The organism is Bradyrhizobium oligotrophicum S58 (assembly GCF_000344805.1).
Lineage (GTDB): Bacteria > Pseudomonadota > Alphaproteobacteria > Rhizobiales > Xanthobacteraceae > Bradyrhizobium > Bradyrhizobium oligotrophicum.
Genome location: NC_020453.1, coordinates 5,670,073 through 5,687,694, shown reverse-complemented (window position 1 = coordinate 5,687,694; position 17,622 = coordinate 5,670,073). Strand labels below are relative to the sequence as shown.

Sequence of the window (17,622 nt, the reverse complement as noted above, 5' to 3'; positions counted from 1 at the left end):
CGGCGGCCGCGAGCGCTCAGGGTTTGCGGAGCGGGCCAGCGATCAAGGACAGTGGTGCGGCCTTGGCGGCGGTCGCCTGGGCCTGGTCGATGAGACCGGCCGCCAGCATCCTGTCGAGCATGAGATTGCGCCACTCGCTGTCGTGCCGAGAGGTCATCGGCATTCGGAAACGCGTGAGGAGCAGGGCGATCTCGTCGATGTCGAGGCTCGCAAGCGATTTGCCGAAATAGGCGGTGGCCGCGTCGGCAGCGCCATAGGCGCCGCGGCCGAGATAGGCATTGTTCAGATAGGCTTCCAGGATGCGATCGCGCGTGAACGTGCGCTCGATACGGCCCGTGAAGACCTGTGTGCCGAACTGCCATTCGAGGTTCGGTCCCTTGCAGCATTCCGGAACCAGCGTCCAAAGACATTGCCGGCTGACCGCGTGGATAATGCTCGAATTGCCCGGCCGGCGGCCGGCCACAATGTTGGATGCGAGCCGGGCCAGAGGGCCGATCGACGTCCGCTCGTAGAAATCACGATCTTCGGACGCCACGACGGCCTTCCGGACCAGAGGTGGAATCTCGGAGAGCGGCACATAGGAGCTGCCCGGGTTCGCCGCACACAGCGGACCTGTGGTCGGCAGAGCCGCAAGCTGGCTCTCGGTGGGGAGGCCGAGGCCGTATTCGAAGTACCAGATCACATAGCCTTCGGCGTAGAGCACCAGGACGACAGCGAGCGAGAGCACGGCCAGGATCGACCTGCCGAACAGGATGAAGAGGCGTTTGGTGCGTGGACGTTGCATCGTCAGAAGATTGGTTCCGCCGAAAGCGTTCCGGTTCATTGGGGCGCTCCGGCACCATGATGCCAAAACGTCCAGGAAACGGGTGGCGGCCGCTGCCCTTTCTGTCACACCATCGTCATTCCGGGATGCGCGCCCTTGCGCGCAGGCCCGGAATCCATAACCACGATCGTGAGGATGGAGTCCGGGCTCGTCGCTTCGCGCCGCCCCGGAATGACAGCTGGGATGAATCGCATGGCCAGACTCAAGCAGGTAGCTCCCGACATCGATTCTGCCGCCGCGACCGGGGTCGACACGATCGACTGGGCGGTGGTCGAACGCGACCTCGATGCCGGCGGCTGCGCTGTGTTGGCGCAGCTACTTTCACCCGATGAATGCCGGGCGCTGGCGTCGCTCTATCCGGATGACAACCACTTCCGCAGTCGTGTCGTCATGGCGCGGCACGGTTTTGGGCGCGGCGAGTACAAATATTTCAGCTATCCGCTGCCGGATCCGATCGCGCGGCTGCGGCCGCTGCTCTATGCGCATCTCGTCCCGGTCGCCAATCGCTGGAATGCGACCATGGGCACCGATATCCGATACCCGAGCAAGCACGACGATTTCCTCGCCCGCTGCCATGAGGCCGGCCAGACACGGTCGACGCCGCTGCTGCTGCAATATGTCGAGGGCGACTACAACTGCCTGCACCAGGATCTCTATGGCGAGCACGTGTTTCCGCTGCAGGTCGCAATCCTGCTGTCCGAGCCGGGGCGCGATTTCGCGGGCGGCGAGTTCGTGCTGACCGAGCAGCGGCCGCGCATGCAGTCGCGGGCCGAGGTCGTGCCGCTGCGGCAAGGCGATGCCGTGGTGTTCGCGGTCCACAATCGCCCGGTGCAGGGCACGCGCGGCAGCTATAGGGTCAACATGCGCCATGGCGTCAGCCGGCTGCGCTCCGGCCGCCGGCATACGCTGGGCGTGATCTTTCACGATGCGAAGTGAGGGGCATGACGGCTGATCTGTTCGACGGACTCGACGATGTCGGACCGGCGCGCGAGCCGCTCGGGCCGGGTGCGATGCTGCTGCGCGGCTTTGCGCGGCCGCACGAGACGGAGCTGATCGCCGCGATCGAGGCGATCATCACGCAGGCGCCGTTCCGCCAGATGGTCACTCCGGGCGGCCACCAGATGTCGGTGGCGATGACCAATTGCGGCTCGTTCGGCTGGGTGACGGACCGCAGCGGCTACCGCTACGATCCGGTCGACCCCGAGAGCGGCAAGCCCTGGCCAGCGATGCCGCCGCTGTTTCGCAAGCTTGCGGAACAGGCGGCGCGTGAGGCAGGCTTTCCCGGCTTCGCGCCGGATGCCTGCCTGATCAATCGCTATGAGCCGGGCGCCAAGATGTCGCTGCATCAGGACCGCGACGAGCGCGATATCGGCGCGCCGATCGTCTCGGTGTCGCTGGGACTGCCCGCGACCTTCCTGTTCGGCGGCCTCAAACGCACCGACAAGGCGCAACGTTATCGGTTGCTACACGGCGACGTCGTCGTCTGGGGCGGCCCGGCGCGGCTCGCCTTTCACGGCGTGGCGCCGCTGGCCGACGGCGAGCATGGCCTGCTTGGCCGCCGGCGCATCAACCTGACCTTCCGTCGCGCGCGATAGCCCTCCGCGATCCGCTCATTTGCAATGGGCATCCCCGGCTCTATGCTAAGGCTGGGAGAGGGCCATGAGCACGATCGAACATGTGGACGCGCGCGCGCCGACGGCGACGCGATTGGGACTTCATCTCGCGCTGTTGCAGCTGGTGTTCACCTTGCTGTGGACCACCTACGTGATCTATCTGCCCAAGCTCGCAGCCCAGGCCGGCATCGCTCCCTCCGCCGTCATTTTGATCCTGATGCTGGACCAGGCCATCTTCACCCTGTCCGACACGGCGATGGGAATCGCCGCGGATCGCATCGGGCCGATCGCCGTGCGGTTCGGCTTGTTCGTCGGCGTGTTGACGGCGATCTCCTGCGGCGCCTTCGTGGCGTTGCCCTTCGTGGCGAGCTCGGCCAGGCCGGCCCTGTTCATCGGACTGATCGTGATCTGGGCGATCAGTTCGTCGGTGCTGCGGGCGCCGCCTTTGACCCTGCTCGGGCGCCACGCGGCACGGCCGACGATTCCGTTTCTCGCGGCGCTGGTCATGCTTGGCTATGGCGTGGCCGGTGCGGTGTCGCCCTATCTCGGCGTGATCCTGCGCGACTACGATCCGCGGCTGCCTTTCATCATCTCATCAGTCGTGCTGCTGCTGACGGCGCTCGGCCTGTCGCGGGTTGCGCAGGACGCTGGTCCGGCGACAAGGCAGGCACCCGCCAGGGCTGAGCCCAAGCCGCTGCGGGGATTGCCGCTGCTGTTCATCGGCGCGATGGTGATCCTCGCGCTCGGCTATCAGCTGCATTTCAGCATCAACAGCTCGACCCTCTACCTCCGCTTTGCCAAGCCGGATGACCTGCAATGGCTGATGCCGGTGTTCTGGATCGGCTTCAATCTCGTGCTGTTCCCGGCGAGCGTGATCGTGAAGCATCGCGGCGGACTCATCGTGATGGGAATAGCCGGTCTGCTCGGTGCGATCGCGATCGTGATCGCAGAGCTTGCGGGCGCGTTGAACATGCTGATCGCGGCGCAGTTCGTCGCCGGTGCGGCCTGGGGCTGCATGATGATGAGCGCGATCTCGGCTGCGCTCGCGATCGGCACTGATGGCGCCGAGGGCAAGGTCACCGGGCTCGTGTTCTCCGCATTGGCGCTTGCGACATTGGCGCGGATGGCTGCGGTCGCCGGCGGCCTGCAGAAGCTGCCGGATTATGCGCCGCTGGTGCAATGGGCACCGGTCGCGTGCTGGCTCGTCGCGGGCGCCGGCCTGCTGGTGATGGCCGCGGCCGGATTGCAGGCGCGGCGGGCGTCCTCGTCATGACCTCCGCCGGTCACCCTCCGCCGCGCCCTTCGGCTTACGGCTTCGGCGGATGGATGAAGGCCCATGGCGACACCTCGGAATCGCGCGGCACTTCGACATCGATCAGGTAAGGCCCGCCATGGGCGAGCGCCTTCTCAAGTGCAGATTTGAACTGATCCGGCGCGGTCACCCGGCTCGCGGCGACACCAAAGGAGTCCGCAAGCTTGACGAAATCCGGATTGACGAGGTCGGAGGCAACGACGCGGCCGTCGAAGCGCTCGCGCTGGTCGCGCCGGACATTGCCGTAAGAGTTGTTGTTGAACACCAGCGTGACGACGCCGATATTATACTGCACGGCCGTGGCCAGCTCCTGCACGGCGAACATGAAGCCGCCATCGCCGGTGATCGCGACCACCGGCTTGTCCGGATGAGCGACCTTGGCGCCGAGCGCGGTCGGGAAGCCCGAGCCGAGCGTGCCCTGATAGCCCGAGGTGATGAAGGTGCGCGGCTCGTAGACCGGGAAGCCATACCAGGAGGCGAAGCCGACCTGGGACAGTTCGTCGGTGACGATGGCGTCGTGCGGCAGCACCTCGCGCAGCACGTTCAGATGGGCCATCTGCGGCTGTACCTTCTGGATCTCCTGCAGCGTCGCAGCTGTCGCCTCGCGGATCGCTGTGCGGCGTCCCGAAATCTTGCGATAGCCGACTTTGCTCACGGCAGCGGCCAGCGCGGCCGTGCCCGCCTTCGCATCGGCGACGATGCCCGCGTCGACCACGAGGCGCCGCATCTCCGCGGGATCGATGTCGATGCGGATCGACTTCAATCCATCCGGCTTGAACGGCCAGCGGAACGAGGCCGGCAGCTCCATGCGGGAGCCGATGCCGATCATCAGGTCCGTGGTCGGCCAGAGCTTGTAGGCCGCGGCCATGGTGAGCCCGAGCTCATGCGCATTGGAGACGATGCCGCGCCCGGAGCGGAAGGCGACCACCGGCGCATCGATCATCTCGGCCAGTTCGAGGATCTCCTCGCGCGCGTCGATCGCGCCGGCGCCGACGAAGATCATCGGCGTCCTTGCGCCCGCGATCAGCGCGGCGGCTTTGGCGATACGGTCGGGATCCGGCTGCGGCGGCGCGAACGGCGGCAGCGCCTTCGCTGCGGCTGTCTCGGCCTTCTGCGTGAAGACGTCCCACGGCATTTCCAGCGCCGCGGGGCCGCGCCGCCCTGACATCATTTCCTGGAATGCGCGCGACACAAGTGTCGGCCCACTGTCGGGATATTCGATCCGCTCGGCCCATTTCACGAAGGTGCGCAAGGTCGCGAGCTGGTCGGGCATCTCGTGCAGATGGCCGCGGCCACGGCCGAGATAATCGGTCGGCACCTGTCCCGTGAGGCACAGCACCGGCTCGTTGCAGCCGAACGCGGTCAGCAGCGCCGCGCCGGCATTGAGCACGCCGGGGCCGGGCACGACGCTGAACACGCCGGGCTTGCCGCTGGCGCGGGCATAGCCGAACGCCATGTAGCCGCAGGCCTGCTCGTGGCGGGCGCCGACGACCTTCAACTGCGCCTGGTGGAAGGCATCGAACAGGCCGTAGACCTGCGCGCCGGGCAGGCCGAACACGGTGTCGACGCCGTGGGCGACGAGCCCGCTGACGATGGCTTCGCCGCCGGTCATGGTGGTCATGCTGACATTCCGTTTCTGACTTTACAGAGCTTCGTCGACGACGCCGTTGCGCAATGTGCCGACGCCTTCGGCGGCAATCTCGATGACATCGCCGGGCTTGAGATAGCGCGGCGGATCGAACCGCGCACCGGCGCCGGTCGGCGTGCCCGTCACGATCACGTCACCGGGCACCAGCGTCGTGAAGGTCGAGATGTAGTTGATGAGATAGCGGAAGCCGAACATCAGCCGCGACGTCCGGTCGTCCTGGCGCAATTCGCCATTGACGTGCGTCGTCAGCCGGATATCGGCGATCTGGCTTTCGTCGTTGTACGGCACGATCCACGGCCCGAGGCTGCCGGTGGAATCGAAATTCTTGCCCTGGGTGACATTGAACTTGGCGTGCCGCACCCAGTCGCGGATGGTGCCCTCGTTGCACAGCGTCAGTGCCGCGATGTGATCCAGCGCGGCGCTCTCCGGAATATGACGTCCGGCCTTGCCGATGATCAGCACCAGCTCACCTTCATAGTCGAGCTGCGAAGAGGCGCGCGGGCGCACCAGCGGCGCCTCGTGGCCGACGAACGAGCGCGGCGTGCGCATGAACATCGACGGATATTTCGGCGCCTCCTGGCCGTCCTTGTACTCGGCGTTGCGGTCCGGATAGTTGACGCCGATGCAGATGATCTTCTCGGGCGACGGGATCGGCGGCAGCCAAGTGATGGCGTCGAGACCGTGATCGGGCGAAAGCTTGGAGGCGGCATCGATCAGCCGGGGCAGAGCCCCGGCTGCGATCACCTCGCGCAGGGTCGGAAAATCCCTGGCGAAACGCGCGGAGAGATCGACGAGGCCGTTGTCGGTGGCAAGCCCGTAGCGGACCGAGCCGTCGACGGCATAGGTGGCGAGGCGAGGGGAGGTCATGGGCTGTTCTCCTTAGACGCCGAGCCGCTGGATCTTGTGGGTGCCGCGCGCGAGCGAGACGTGCTTGGTCTCCATGTAGAAGTCGAACGAATAGTCGCCGCCGTCGCGGCCGATGCCGGACGCCTTCATGCCGCCGAACGGCGTCGGCAGATGGCGGACATTCTCCGAGTTCAGCCAGATCATGCCGGCCTCCAGCGCGTCGGCGACGCGTAGCGCACGGCCCATGTCGCTGGTCCAGACATAGCCGGTGAGGCCATATTGCACGTCGTTGGCGATCTCGATCGCATCCGTCTCGTCGCGGAACGGGATCACCGTCAGGAATGGGCCGAACACTTCTTCCTGCGCGACGCGCATGGTCTGGTTTGCGCCCGTCACCAGCGTCGGCTCGACATAGTGTCCGCCGCCCGGTCCTGCATAAGGCTTGCCGCCGACGGCGATGATCGCGCCGTCCTGTCGTGCGATGTCGGCATAGGAGCAGACCTTGGCGAGATGCCGCTCATGAATCAGCGGCCCGATCTCCGTCGCCGGATCGAGCGGGTGCCCGACCTTCAGCGCGCGCACGCGCGCGGCGAGCTTGGCCGTGAAGGTCTCGGCGATACTCTGTTGCACCAGCAGGCGGCTGGACGAGGTGCAGCGCTCGCCATTGAGCGAGTAGATCATGAACACGACGGCATCGAGCGCGCGGTCGAGATCGGCATCGTCGAACACGATCACCGGGTTCTTGCCGCCAAGCTCGAAATGCACGCGCTTCAGGGTCGGCGCGCCCTGGGCCATGATCGCAGATCCCGTCGAGCTCTCGCCGACGAAGCCGATCGCCTTGATCGCGGGGTGTTGGGTGAGCGCCTTGCCGGCGTCCTCGCCAAAACCATGCACCGTGTTCAACACGCCATCGGGAATACCGGCTTCCTTGGCGAGCTTGGCGAGCCATTGCGCCGTGATCGGCGACCACTCCGCCGGCTTGTGCACGACGGTGCAACCGGCCGCGAGCGCGGGCGCGATCTTCCAGGTCGACAGCATGAACGGCGTATTCCACGGCGTGATCACGCCCACAGGCCCGATCGGCACCCGGGTCGAGATGTTCCAGTGCTCGTCGCTCGGCGTGCTCTGGCCGTCGCGCGCCTCGGTGCATTTGTCGGCGAAGAACCGAAAGTTCTCGGCGGCGCGGAGCGCGGCCTTGGCCATGAAGCGGTAGGCCTGCCCGGTGTCGACGCATTCGAGGACGGCGATGTCGTCGGCATTGGCTTCAATCGCGTCGGCCAGGCGATGCAACAATTTGCGCCGCATCGCCGGCGCCATGTCGCGCCAGGACTTGAAGGCCAGCGATGCCGCCGTCGCGGCGCGGTCGATGTCCTCGGCATTGCCGCGCGCGACCGTGGCCAGTACGGCGCCGTCGATCGGAGACGTCGTCTCGAACGTCGCGCCCGAGATCGCCGGCACCACCTTGCCGTCGATGAAATGGCCGATGCCCTCGTCCTTGATCTTGGCGAGCAGGGGAGCGGCACGGTCGAGATTGGCCTTGTAGATGTCGGCTTTGGGAGTGGCCTTATCCATGGGATGCCTCCGCTTTCAGGGCGTCGTGAATGTTGTTGCGCTTCCAGCTGGTCGCGGCGTCGTTGATCTGCATGTCGAAGGACAGCGCGAACTTGCTGTTCGCAAAGACCGGATCGAGATGGGCCGAGAGAGCCTTGAAGACGTGCTCGCCGGCTTTTTGCCGCGCAGGGAGGTCGCGGCCTTCGCCAAGCCGCAGCAGCATCGCCAGGAAGCCGTAGTCAATCTTGCCGTCGGCAATCGCATAGTGCTCGCAGCGGATGGCGCGAACGCGAATGCCGCCGACCGGAAAGATGCCGGTTTCGCTGGCGGCCTTGCGCACGATCTCACAAACCGCGTTCATATCGAGACGCGAATCGAGATTGGCTGAGTATTCGATGCTGAAATGCGGCATGACAGATCACTCCGACGGTGTATCAGGCGAAATAACAGCTCACTGTCCCGCAGGGACCATAATCGGCCTGGATCGTATCGCCCTTGCGGGCCTCGATCGGCCGGATGAAGGAGCCCGCCAGCACCACCTGTCCCGGTTCCAGCGCGAGCCTCTGTGCGGCGATCTTGTTGGCGAGCCATGCCACGGCGGTTGCCGGGTTGTTGAGGACGCCGGCCGCCAACCCGGTCTCTTCCAGCTGCCCGTTCTTATAACAGAGAGCGCCGATCCAGCGCAGGTCGGCGTCGAGCGGCCGCAGCGGCCGGCCGCCGAGCACGATGCCGGCATTCGCCGCGTTGTCGGCGATGGTGTCGAAGATCTTGCGCGTCGCCTTGGTCACGGGATCGACGCGCTCGATGCGCGTGTCCAGGATTTCGAGGGCAGGCACCACAAAGTCGGTCGCGTTGAGCACGTCGAACATCGTGCAGTCCGGTCCCGAAAGACGGTGCTTCATGACGAAGGCAAGCTCGGCCTCGATCCGCGTCGCGATGAAGCGGTCGGAGGGGACGAGACCCCCATCGGCAAAGAACATGTCGTCGAGCAGCACGCCAGAATCCGGCTCGTCGATGTTGAGCGCACTCTGCATCGCCTTGGATGTCAGCCCGATCTTGTGCCCCTTGATGATCCGGGCTTCGGCCACCTTGATGTCGATCCATGCCTTCTGGATCGCATAGGCGTCGGCTATCGTGATGTCCGGATACTCCTGAGAGAGTTGCCGGATCTGACGGCGTGCCTTTTCGGCCTGATCCAGGCGCAGGGCGCAGCTGTGAATCTGGTCGCTCGACAGGGGCATGCGTCATCCCTCGCAAGACAGGTGGTGGCATATGATTAACATGTTAAGTTTTGTCAGGCAAACCGAAATGATGTCTGCTGCAGTGCAAACCTTGGGGTGGGCGAGGGTGGTGAGATGAGCGAGACCAGGGCGAAGGCTGCGAAAGCCGCAGCGAAGGAGGCCCGCAAGCTGCCGATGCGCGATTTCTCGCAGTCGTTGCCAATGGCCTTGCTGCGGGCACGCGAGGCCGTGATGCGGCAGTTTCGCCCGAGCCTGCGGCGCCACGGCCTCACGGAGCAGCAATGGCGGATCCTGCGTGCGCTGGCGGCCGTCGATGCGATCGAGGTCACGGAGCTGGCGCGGGTTGCGTTCCTGCTCGGTCCGAGCCTGTCCCGCATCGTCCGCGACCTGGAGGCGCGCGGCCTGATCGAGCGGGAGGTCGACGCGCGTGACCTGCGGCGTGGGCTGCTGTCGATCTCTTCGAAGGGTCTGAAGCTGATCGCCGAGGTCGCGCCGAACTCGGAGGCGGTCTATGCCTCGATTGCGCGGCGCTATGGCGCACGTAAGCTTGCCGCGTTGCACAAAATGCTGGGCGAGCTCGAGCAGAGCATGGGCGGCGACGTCGATCTCGATGAGGACGCCGATGACTGACGTCGTGCCGAGATGCTCCAATTTTATCCGTCCTCAGGCCTCCTGCTTGGCAGGGTCTCCAACAGTTTGATAAGAAGCGATGCAGTCGAGCGGAGAGGGCGTGCGTCGCAGGCATGGCAAACCATGCTAACTCTGTTTTCGCATGCTGATCGAACCCGCGAGTTGTCATGGTCACTATCAAGGTTGCGCGCCTCATCGATTTCGTTGCTGACGTCTTCGAACACGCCAGTTCTTCGCCGGAGGAGGCCCGCCGGATCGCGACCTATCTGACGACGGCCAACCTGACCGGGCATGACAGCCACGGCGTGATCCGCGTGCCCGTTTACATCCGCTGGCAGAAGATGGGATCGATCGTCCCCAACCAGACCGCGGAGGTCGTGGTCGATACCCCGTCCCTGGTCGTGGTCGACGGCAAGTTCGGCTACGGCCAGACCGTGACGCCGCAGGCCGTGAAGATCGGTATCGCGCGCTGCAAGGCGAGCGGCCTTGCCGCACTGGCGCTGCGCAATTCAGGCCATCTCGGCCGTGTCGGCGACTGGGCCGAAATGGCGGCGGCCGAAGGGCTCGTGTCGATTCATTTCGTGACCGCGGCGGGCTCGCTGCTGGTTGCCCCCTATGGCGGCGTCGAGAAGCGGTTCTCCACGGCGCCGTATTGCGTCGGTATTCCGCGCCACGGGCAGGATCCGATCGTGCTGGATTTCGCGACCTCCATCGTCGCCGAAGGCAAGGTGCTGGTGGCGAGTCGTGGCGGCAAGAAGCTGCCCAAGGGCGCGCTGATCGATGCCGACGGCACGCTGAGCGAGGATCCCGCGGTGCTGTATGGGCCCTATGAGGCGGAAGGGACGCGCGATCACACCAAGGGGACGGGGGCGATCCGCGCCTTCGGCGAGCACAAGGGATCGGGACTCGCCTTTATTTGCGAGCTGCTCGGCGGCGCCTTGACCGGCACCGGTGCGACGTCGGCGAACCGGCGCTTCGCCAACGGCATGCTCGCGATCTACATCGACCCGAAGGTGGTCGATCCCGCCGACTTCTTCGATGGCGAGATTGCGCGCTACACGGATTTCATCCGGACGACCAAGCCCGTGTCAGGCGTCGATCAGGTGCTGGTGCCGGGTGACACCGAGCGCAAGATGCGGGCGGAGCGCACGGCCAATGGTGTGCCCTTGCCCGATGACACCTGGGCGGCAATAGTGAACACGGCGCGCGAAGTGGGTGTCAGCGAGGCGAGCATTCAGCGGGCGACATCGTGATATCGGTGTGATCGCGGGGATCGCGACACAAAGCGGAACAAAGATGACGGTATCACGCCTCGCGGCGCCATTGGCGAGAACGATAAGGTCAACTAGACGGTTCGATTGAACAACAACAAGGGAAGGAAACGAAGTCGTGGCGAACAACAAGGTCAAGCAGCTCTGGGCCGAAGGCAAGACGGTGGTGAATGCCTGGCTCGCGATCCCCTCGGGCTTTTCCGCGGAGGTCGTGGCTCAGTGTGGCTTCGACAGCGTCACCGTGGACATGCAGCACGGGGTGCAGGACTATCTCTCGATGGTGCAGTGTTTCCAGGCCATGCACGGCCATCCGGTGACCCCGATGGTGCGCGTGCCGTGGAACGAGCCTGGTGTCATCGGCAAGGTGCTCGATGGCGGCGCCTATGGCGTGATCTGCCCGATGGTGAACACACCGCAGGAGGCCCGCAACCTCGTTTCCTACGCCAAATATCCGCCGAAGGGCGTCCGCTCGAACGGCCCGATCCGCTCGGGCATGTATGGGAGCGCCGGCGAGTATCAGAAGACGGCCAATGACGAGATCGTGCTGCTGCCGATGATGGAGACCAAGACCGCGGTCGAGAACATGGAAGCCATTCTCGACGTCGAAGGCATCGATGGCGTCTATATCGGTCCGTCCGATCTCGGTTTCTCCTATGGCCTGGTGCCGAAGCTCGATCGCGACGAGCCGGAGATCCTCAAGATCTATGAGAAGATCGTGAAGGAATGCGGCAAGCGCGGCCTCAATCCCGGCATCCATTGCAGCGGCGCCGAAGGCGCCGTCCGTGCCATCAACATGGGCTTCAAGCTGGTGACCCTGTCGAACGAGGTCGGGCTGATGCAGGTCTACGCCCGCCAGCAGGTGGCGCAGACCCGGAAAGAGTCCGGCGGCAAGGCGTAAGAGATAGAGGCGAATGGCGAGGAGGGAGTAGCGAGCAGGGTCTTTCCACTCGCTTCTCCCAACCGCCGTTCGCTCGCCTCGCTTCGTTCGCGTATTAATAGAGAGATCGTGCCATGGCTCCGACCCCCGTCATCCGCCTTCATCCCGAGGACAGCGTTCTGATCGCTCGTGCGAGCCTGCCTCCGGGATTGGCGGTCGCCGAAGGCGTCACGACGATGGATCGGATCCCGGCGGGGCATAAGGTCGCAGTGCGTCCGATCGCTTTGGGCGAGCCGATCCGGCGCTACGGCCAGATCATCGGCTTCGCCACCGCGCCGATCGCGCCTGGTCAGCACGTTCATACACAGAACTGCGGCATGGGCGACTTTGCCAAGGACTACGCCTATGGCGTCGACGTCAAGCCGACGCCGAACTTCGATCTTCCGGCGACCTTCGAAGGCATCCGCCGCCCCGATGGTCGGGTGGCGACCCGCAACTACATCGGGCTTCTGACTTCGGTGAATTGCAGCGCGCATGTCGCGAGCCTGGTCGCCGACGTCTTCAAGAGAAATCCGTTTACCGGCGACGATCCGCTCGCCGACTATCCCCATGTCGATGGTGTCGTGGCCCTGACGCACAAGACCGGCTGCGGCATGACGCTCGACGAGCCGCTGAAGCTGTTGCGCCGAACGCTCGGCGGCTACGCGCGGCACGCGAATTTTTCTGCGGTGATCGTACTTGGCCTGGGCTGCGAGGCCAACCAGATCGGTGGCTTGATGGAGGAGCAGAAGCTCGCCGGCCGCCTGCGCGCGATGGACATTCAGGAAGTCGGCGGCACCCGCAAGACCGTCGAGGCCGGCATCGCCTTCGTGAAGGAAGCGCTGACCGACGCCAACAAGGTGAGGCGCGAGACGGTTCCGGCGAGCGAGCTGACGGTCGCTCTGCAATGTGGCGGCTCGGACGGCTATTCCGGCATCTCGGCCAATCCCGCGCTCGGTGCCGCCAGTGATCTGCTGGTGCGGCATGGTGGCACGGTCATCCTGTCGGAAACACCCGAGACCTATGGCGCCGAACATCTGTTGACCCGACGTGCTGTCAGTCGCGAGGTCGGCGAGAAACTGGTCTCATTGATGCGCTGGTGGGAGGAGTATACGGCGCGCGAAGGCGCGGAGATGAACGCCAATCCCAGCCCGGGCAACAAGGCTGGCGGCCTCACCACCATCCTCGAGAAGTCGCTCGGCGCGATGGCGAAGGCCGGCAGCACCAATCTGGTGGACGTGCTGCATTATGCCGAGGCCGTCACCAAGAAGGGCTTCGTGTTCATGGACACGCCCGGCTACGACCCGGTCGCAGCGACGGGGCAGGTGGCTGGAGGCGCCAATCTCGTCTGCTTCACCACCGGACGTGGCAGCGTGTTCGGCTGCAAGCCGGCGCCATCCATCAAGCTCGCGACCAATACGCCGATGTACAAGCGGATGGAAGACGACATGGACGTCAACTGCGGCACCATCCTCGAGGGCGAGGAGACGGTGCAGGAGTGCGGACAGCGCATCTTCGAGCTGATGCTGAAGACCGCCTCGGGGCAGCCGACCAAGAGCGAGAGCTTCGATTTCGGCGGGGCCGAGTTCGCGCCGTGGGTGCTCGGGGCGACGATGTAGCCGGGCCAACTCAGCTATTCAGCTGTCGAGATTCTGTTGCCGGCCATTTCTGTGCCGGCATCTGATCGCAGCTGAGATCGCCACTTAGCTGAGATTTGATCGCAACTGAGATCAGATGTCGGGTGAGAAGCGCCGCCGCAGGCTGGCCGTGCTGACGCTCGCGCGACAGCGGCGCCGAACAATTTACCGCTGGTGGCCCAGGCCGATCCCGAGCGCCAGAGCCTTCTGACGGAGCGAGCCTTCGGTCCGCTTCATCGCCTTGGCGATCTTGGCCACCGGGGTCTTCGACTTGGAGTGCTGCTTCAGCAGCTTGATGTCGGCGGGCGTGTAGGGTTTCCGCGCCAACTTCTTGGTAGCTGCCTTCTTAGCTGTCTTCGCCACTTGATTCTCCTTTTGACAATGGGGGTCCTAAATAGCACGTGTAGTCGAGCTATCAAGCGATTGCGGCGGGTGCAACGCTATTAGTTCTTGTTAGTTCATCACGAGGGGTTAACCCGAACTATGGCGAATTGGTCAATCTTCCGTGAGTAAAATCAGACTTGGCTGTGGACAACTCACAGGGAACACGCTCATTCGGCTTGTTTGTTCTTCTCCCGTTCCTCATCGCCGGCCGTTATCGGCACTCGTTGCCGGCGAAAAAGCGGCCGGTGCGTGCAACTGAGACGTCCGATCCGGGCCGGATGAGGGTTCGAAGCCATCCTGAATGCCGCGTAGGGGGCGTAGGATAGTTCAATAGGCAGCTCTGCCCTTTGTTAGTGCTTGATCCCTGAGCATAGCAATGTTCTGCTCAAAAAAGTTGCTGGAGCGCCGAACCCACGTGTCAATCTACGTCGCATTACATCACGTCACCCATTATAAGTATGATCGTCCGGTCGATCTGGGTCCCCAGACCATCCGTCTCCGTCCTGCACCCCATACCAGGACGCCCGTGCTGAGCTATTCGCTCAAGATCACGCCGCCGAACCATTTCGTGAACTGGCAGCAGGATCCGCAGGGAAACTGGCTGGCGCGCTACGTTTTTCCGGAGAAGGTGAACGAACTGAAAATCGAGGTCGATTTCACGGCACAGATGACCGTGATCAACCCGTTCGATTTCTTCGTCGAGCCCTACGCGGACAGTTTCCCGTTCGCATATCCGGATGGGCTGAAGGCGGAGCTGGCGCCCTATCTCGAAACGATCGAGCCGGGGCCGCTGTTCGCGGAATACTTGAAGTCGATTCCCCGCGAGGCCGACAACACCGTCAACTATCTCGTCGAACTCAATGCACAGTTGCAGAAAAAGATTCGTTATATCATTCGGATGGAGGCCGGCGTTCAGACGCCGGAGGAGACGCTGTCGTCGGCTGCGGGCTCCTGTCGCGATTCCGCGTGGCTGCTGATTCAGACGTTGCGGCATCTCGGGCTCGCCGCCCGCTTCGTATCCGGCTATTTGATCCAGCTGCGTCCCGACATCGATCCGGTCGAAGGCCCGGTAGAGGTCGAGAACGATTTCACCGATCTGCACGCCTGGGCTGAGGTCTATCTGCCCGGTGCTGGGTGGATCGGCTTCGACGTGACCTCCGGCATGCTCGCCGGCGAGGGCCACATTCCGGTTGCAGCGACGCCGCACTACCGATCGGCCGCGCCCATCACCGGCGGAGCCAGCTTTGCCGAGGTCGAATTCGGCTTCGACATGAGCGTGAAGCGGATCCGCGAAGCGCCGCGGATCACACGTCCATTCTCGGATGATGCGTGGGCGAAGCTCGATCAGCTCGGCGAGGCCGTCGATGCCGATCTCGCGGCCCACGATGTCCGCCTGACGATGGGCGGTGAGCCGACCTTCGTGTCGATCGACGACATGGAATCGGCGGAGTGGAACACGGCCGCGGTCGGTCCGGCCAAGCGTGGATTGGCGGACAGCCTGATCAGGCGTCTGCGATCGCGCTTTGCGCCGGGTGGTCTGCTGCACTATGGCCAGGGCAAATGGTATCCTGGCGAAAGCCTGCCGCGCTGGGCGTTCGGGCTCTACTGGCGCAAGGACGGCGAGCCGATCTGGCGCAATCCGGACCTGATCGCGAGCATCGACGGACCACGCGCGGCCACGATCGCGGACGCGCAGCGCTTCCTCGACACGACGGCGGAGACGCTCGGGCTCGAGCCGGACTACGTCATGCCGGCGTTCGAGGATCCGGCGCATTGGCTGCAGAAGGAAGCTGCCCTGCCTGAGAACGTCGATGCGCTGGACTCCAAGCTTGCCGACCCGGAAGAGCGCGCGCGCATGGCGCGCGTGTTCGACGAGGGGCTGCATATTCCGCGCGGCTTCGTGCTGCCGGTTCAGCGCTGGAATGCGCAATCCAAACGCTGGCGCAGCGAGCGCTGGGGTCTCAGGCGCAAGCGGCTGTTCCTGATCCCGGGCGACTCCCCGCTCGGCCTGCGACTGCCGATCGGCTCGCTGGTCTACATTCCGCCGGAGGACTTCCCGTATATCCACGAGCAGGACCCGATGGAGGCGCGCGGCCCGCTGCCGGTGTTCGCGCAGGGGCGTCCGGTGATCGTGCCGCAGGTGCCGCCGCTGCAGAAGCTCGATCGCGCGCCGCAACCGCAGCAGGACGTCCAGTATCAGTATTCGAGCGTGTTGGGCGTGCGTACCGCGATCTCGGTCGAGATCCGCGACGGCATTCTCTGCGTGTTCATGCCGCCGGTCGAAAAAATCGAGGACTACCTCGAACTGGTCGCGACGGTCGAAGCGACCGCCGAGGCGATGCGGGTCAAGGTTCACGTGGAAGGTTATGCGCCGCCATTCGATCCGCGCATCGAGGTGATCAAGGTGACGCCCGATCCCGGCGTCATCGAGGTCAACATTCAGCCCGCCTCGAGCTGGCGCCAGTCGGTGGACATCACCTTCGGCCTCTATGAGGACGCCGCCAAGGTGCGGCTCGGCGCCAATCGCTTCCTGATCGACGGCCGTCATACCGGCACCGGTGGAGGCAACCATGTCGTGGTCGGCGGCAGCTCGCCGCCGGATTCGCCGTTCCTGCGCCGCCCAGATCTGCTGAAGAGCCTCGTCCTGTACTGGCAGCGGCATCCATCGCTGTCTTATTTGTTCTCCGGCATGTTCATCGGGCCGACCAGCCAGGCTCCGCGCATCGATGAGGCGCGGCACGACAGCCTTTATGAGCTGGAGATCGCGCTCGCCAACGTGCCGCAAGTCGGGCAGAGCGTGCCGCTGTGGCTGGTCGACCGGCTGTTCAGGCATCTGCTTGTCGACATCACCGGCAATACCCACCGCTCGGAGATCTGCATCGACAAGCTCTACTCGCCGGAGGGACCGACGGGTCGCCTCGGCCTCGTGGAGTTTCGCGCGTTGGAAATGCCGCCGGATCCGCGCATGTCGCTGGCGCAGCAGCTCCTGATCCGCGCACTGATCGCGAAATTGTGGCGCGAACCGCAGGAGGGCAGGTTCGTGCGCTGGGGCACCGCGCTGCATGACCGCTTCATGCTGCCTCACATCATCTGGGACGACTTTCTTGATGTGCTGGATGAGCTGAGGTCGTCCGGGTACGACTTCTCGCCGGAGTGGTACCAGGCACAGCTCGAGTTCCGTTTTCCGACCTTCGGTCGCGTCCAGCACGGCGGCGTGACGCTCGAGCTGCGGCAGGCGCTGGAGCCCTGGCACGTGCTCGGCGAGGAGGGGGCGGCGGGCGGCACCGTTCGCTATGTCGATTCCTCGGTCGAGCGACTTCAAGTCAAGGCTGAAGGTTTCGTCGAGGGCCGGCATCTCGTCACCTGCAATGGTAGGAGAATGCCGATGACCCTCACCGGTCGTTCGGCCGAAGCCGTGGCCGCGGTGCGCTTCAAGGCGTGGCAGCCGGCCTCCGGCCTGCACCCGTCGATTCCCGTGCATTCGCCGCTGACCTTCGACCTGATCGACACCTGGAATGGCCGCTCGCTCGGCGGCTGCGTCTATCACGTGGCCCATCCCGGCGGCCGCAGCTACGACACCAAGCCGATCAACTCCTACGAGGCGGAGGCGCGGCGGCTCGCCCGCTTCCAGGATCACGGCCACACTCCGGGACGAATCGCGTTGCCGCCCGAGGAACGCACAAATGAATTCCCGATGACCCTCGACTTGCGCAGGCCGCTCCTGCATTGATGGAACGGAGTTGGTGCGGA

Annotated in this window: 15 protein-coding genes; 8 read left to right on the top strand and 7 right to left on the bottom strand. The window is 64.6% G+C overall.

Going from position 1 to position 17,622, the window contains the following annotated elements; genetic code table 11:
* Positions 1-16: 16 nt before the first annotated feature.
* Positions 17-823, bottom strand: coding sequence for a transglycosylase domain-containing protein (locus tag S58_RS24615; RefSeq protein WP_015668093.1), 807 nt, complete (start codon positions 821-823; stop codon positions 17-19).
* Between the two features lie 192 nt (positions 824-1,015).
* Here S58_RS24615 and S58_RS24610 point away from each other — a divergent pair, with 192 nt between their 5' ends.
* The 3 genes from S58_RS24610 (at position 1,016) to S58_RS24600 (ending at position 3,709) form a co-directional block, all read left to right on the top strand.
* Positions 1,016-1,759, top strand: coding sequence for a 2OG-Fe(II) oxygenase (locus tag S58_RS24610; RefSeq protein WP_042340198.1), 744 nt, complete (start codon positions 1,016-1,018; stop codon positions 1,757-1,759).
* Between the two features lie 5 nt (positions 1,760-1,764).
* Entirely contained in the window at positions 1,765-2,418 is a 654-nt protein-coding gene (alkB, locus tag S58_RS24605; RefSeq protein ID WP_042340197.1) for a DNA oxidative demethylase AlkB, read from the top strand.
* Between the two features lie 64 nt (positions 2,419-2,482).
* A complete protein-coding gene (locus S58_RS24600; protein WP_015668090.1) occupies positions 2,483-3,709 on the top strand; it encodes an MFS transporter in 1,227 nt (408 codons plus the stop codon).
* A gap of 34 nt (positions 3,710-3,743) precedes the next feature.
* Here S58_RS24600 and S58_RS24595 read toward each other — a convergent pair whose 3' ends face one another.
* From S58_RS24595 to hpaH, 5 genes are read right to left on the bottom strand one after another with little or no spacing between them, the layout of a single operon-like run.
* Entirely contained in the window at positions 3,744-5,369 is a 1,626-nt protein-coding gene (locus S58_RS24595) for a thiamine pyrophosphate-dependent enzyme (RefSeq protein WP_015668089.1), read from the bottom strand.
* Positions 5,370-5,390: 21 nt separating this feature from the next.
* The gene (locus S58_RS24590; RefSeq protein WP_015668088.1) at positions 5,391-6,263 is read right to left on the bottom strand and encodes a fumarylacetoacetate hydrolase family protein; all 873 of its coding nucleotides are present in this window, start codon (positions 6,261-6,263) and stop codon (positions 5,391-5,393) included.
* A gap of 12 nt (positions 6,264-6,275) precedes the next feature.
* Entirely contained in the window at positions 6,276-7,814 is a 1,539-nt protein-coding gene (gene hpaE / locus S58_RS24585; protein ID WP_015668087.1) for a 5-carboxymethyl-2-hydroxymuconate semialdehyde dehydrogenase, read from the bottom strand.
* Entirely contained in the window at positions 7,807-8,205 is a 399-nt protein-coding gene (locus tag S58_RS24580) for a 5-carboxymethyl-2-hydroxymuconate Delta-isomerase (protein ID WP_015668086.1), read from the bottom strand. The genes hpaE and S58_RS24580 overlap by 8 nt, the downstream gene beginning before the upstream one ends.
* A gap of 22 nt (positions 8,206-8,227) precedes the next feature.
* The gene (gene hpaH, locus S58_RS24575) at positions 8,228-9,034 is read right to left on the bottom strand and encodes a 2-oxo-hept-4-ene-1,7-dioate hydratase (protein WP_015668085.1); all 807 of its coding nucleotides are present in this window, start codon (positions 9,032-9,034) and stop codon (positions 8,228-8,230) included.
* A gap of 114 nt (positions 9,035-9,148) precedes the next feature.
* On the opposite strand from hpaH, the gene hpaR reads away from it, so the two are divergent.
* From hpaR to S58_RS24555, 4 genes are all read left to right on the top strand, one after another.
* On the top strand, positions 9,149-9,664 hold the full coding sequence (hpaR, locus tag S58_RS24570; RefSeq protein WP_015668084.1) for a homoprotocatechuate degradation operon regulator HpaR: 516 nt from the start codon (positions 9,149-9,151) through the stop codon (positions 9,662-9,664).
* Between the two features lie 167 nt (positions 9,665-9,831).
* Positions 9,832-10,917 (top strand): malate/lactate/ureidoglycolate dehydrogenase, encoded by a 1,086-nt coding sequence (locus tag S58_RS24565; protein ID WP_015668083.1) that lies wholly within the window; start codon positions 9,832-9,834, stop codon positions 10,915-10,917.
* Between the two features lie 136 nt (positions 10,918-11,053).
* Positions 11,054-11,833, top strand: coding sequence for an HpcH/HpaI aldolase family protein (locus S58_RS24560; protein ID WP_015668082.1), 780 nt, complete (start codon positions 11,054-11,056; stop codon positions 11,831-11,833).
* 113 nt (positions 11,834-11,946) lie between these two features.
* Entirely contained in the window at positions 11,947-13,470 is a 1,524-nt protein-coding gene (locus tag S58_RS24555) for a UxaA family hydrolase (RefSeq protein ID WP_015668081.1), read from the top strand.
* Between the two features lie 183 nt (positions 13,471-13,653).
* Here S58_RS24555 and S58_RS24550 read toward each other — a convergent pair whose 3' ends face one another.
* Positions 13,654-13,851 (bottom strand): hypothetical protein, encoded by a 198-nt coding sequence (locus S58_RS24550; protein WP_008964013.1) that lies wholly within the window; start codon positions 13,849-13,851, stop codon positions 13,654-13,656.
* A 436-nt stretch (positions 13,852-14,287) separates the two neighbouring features.
* Between S58_RS24550 and S58_RS24545 the strand changes: the two genes are divergently transcribed.
* Positions 14,288-17,602 carry a transglutaminase family protein gene (locus S58_RS24545; protein WP_042340904.1) on the top strand — a complete coding sequence of 1,105 codons (3,315 nt, stop codon included), beginning with the start codon at positions 14,288-14,290 and terminating at the stop codon, positions 17,600-17,602.
* The last annotated feature ends 20 nt before the right edge of the window (positions 17,603-17,622 follow it).

Bases quoted from the DNA above. Each gene is read 5' to 3' on its own strand.
- hpaR (WP_015668084.1), top strand. From the start codon at position 9,149: ATGAGCGAGACCAGGGCGAAGGCTGCGAAAGCCGCAGCGAAGGAGGCC.
- S58_RS24580 (WP_015668086.1), bottom strand. From the start codon at position 8,205: ATGCCGCATTTCAGCATCGAATACTCAGCCAATCTCGATTCGCGTCTC.
- S58_RS24565 (WP_015668083.1), top strand. From the start codon at position 9,832: ATGGTCACTATCAAGGTTGCGCGCCTCATCGATTTCGTTGCTGACGTC.
- alkB (WP_042340197.1), top strand. From the start codon at position 1,765: ATGACGGCTGATCTGTTCGACGGACTCGACGATGTCGGACCGGCGCGC.
- S58_RS24595 (WP_015668089.1), bottom strand. From the start codon at position 5,369: ATGACCACCATGACCGGCGGCGAAGCCATCGTCAGCGGGCTCGTCGCC.
- S58_RS24590 (WP_015668088.1), bottom strand. From the start codon at position 6,263: ATGACCTCCCCTCGCCTCGCCACCTATGCCGTCGACGGCTCGGTCCGC.
- hpaE (WP_015668087.1), bottom strand. From the start codon at position 7,814: ATGGATAAGGCCACTCCCAAAGCCGACATCTACAAGGCCAATCTCGAC.
- S58_RS24600 (WP_015668090.1), top strand. From the start codon at position 2,483: ATGAGCACGATCGAACATGTGGACGCGCGCGCGCCGACGGCGACGCGA.
- S58_RS24610 (WP_042340198.1), top strand. From the start codon at position 1,016: ATGGCCAGACTCAAGCAGGTAGCTCCCGACATCGATTCTGCCGCCGCG.
- S58_RS24555 (WP_015668081.1), top strand. From the start codon at position 11,947: ATGGCTCCGACCCCCGTCATCCGCCTTCATCCCGAGGACAGCGTTCTG.
- S58_RS24615 (WP_015668093.1), bottom strand. From the start codon at position 823: ATGAACCGGAACGCTTTCGGCGGAACCAATCTTCTGACGATGCAACGT.
- hpaH (WP_015668085.1), bottom strand. From the start codon at position 9,034: ATGCCCCTGTCGAGCGACCAGATTCACAGCTGCGCCCTGCGCCTGGAT.